Source organism: Streptomyces sp. DvalAA-14, from assembly GCF_900091855.1.
In the GTDB taxonomy this organism is placed as follows: domain Bacteria; phylum Actinomycetota; class Actinomycetes; order Streptomycetales; family Streptomycetaceae; genus Actinacidiphila.
The window spans coordinates 1-1,102 of the sequence record NZ_FMCH01000331.1; the positions used below are offsets into that span (position 1 = coordinate 1).

A 1,102-nucleotide genomic window follows, 5' to 3' on the forward strand; every position below is an offset into this window, starting at 1 on the left:
GAGCGCCAGCAGCGACAGCGCCGCGGCGAGCAGCACGGTGCTGCGGCCGGTGCGCGGCGGTCCGGCGACGACGAACGTCGGGATGTCCGCCAGGTCCGGGCCCAGCGAGGCGAGGGTGTCGCCGCCGATAGCGACCATCGGCCGCATCGTCCCGGTCGGCCCGTGCAGCACGGCCGCCTCGGCGTACGAGATCCGGTCCGGCAGCACATCGAGCGACAGCGGGCGGCGGGTGGCGGGGACGGCCGCCTCCCGCCGGGTCAGCTCCCTGCCGAGCTCGATGAGCACCCGCGCCTGCGCGGCGCCGGCCAGATCGCCGCCGAGCACCGCGATCTGCGTCTCGGCCAGGTCCTGGGCGCGCAGACCGCGGCCGGGCGCCGGGGCGGTCGGCGCGGACCCGGTGGGGATGCCGACCGACGAGTAGTCCTGGCGGTCGTCGAGCCGCAGTACGATCTTGTCCTCGGTGGCGCCGGAGAAGCGGCTGCCGCCCAGCACCCGGTCGCCGGCCAGTACCACGTGGATGCCGGCGCCGGCGCCGTCCCGCAGCAGCCGGACCAGCCGCTCCATCGGACCGCCGCTGTCGTAGGCGGTGAAGTCGCGCTCGAAGACCTCGAAGCGGTCGACCATCAGCACGATGTGCGGCAGCCGGCGCTCGGGCGGCTGGGTCCGGCGCAGCTCGGTGAGGTCCGCGGTGCCGCGGGCGCCCAGCACCCCCTGCCGGGTGGTGAGTTCGTTGTTCAGCCGGTCCAGCAGCCGGCCCAGCCGCTCGACCTGGTCGCGGTCGGCGACCACGCCGCAGTGCGGCAGCGCGGTCAGGGCGTTCAGCGCGCCGTCGCCGCAGTCGATGCCGTACAGGTGGACGTCGTCGGCGCCGTGGGCCCGGGCCAGGACCGCGGCCAGGGTGCGCAGGGTCTGCGAGCGGCCGCTGCGCGGTGAGCCGACGATGTGCAGATGCCCGGCCCGGTCCAGGTCGAAGGTGAGCGGCGCTCGGGCCTGCCGGGCGGGCAGGTCCACCAGGCCGTAGGCGACGGCGGGCAGGGCGCCCGGCCGCCGCTCGGCCGGCAGCGGCGCCGCCGGAGCGGTCCACACCAGCAGTTCGGGCAGC

The 1,102-nt window shown here is 76.8% G+C and carries 1 protein-coding gene; it reads right to left on the bottom strand.

Going from position 1 to position 1,102, the window contains the following annotated elements; all coding sequences use genetic code 11:
- The coding region (locus GA0115240_RS17010) for an FtsK/SpoIIIE domain-containing protein (RefSeq protein ID WP_256069852.1) at positions 1 to 1,102 on the bottom strand (1,102 nt) is incomplete at both ends.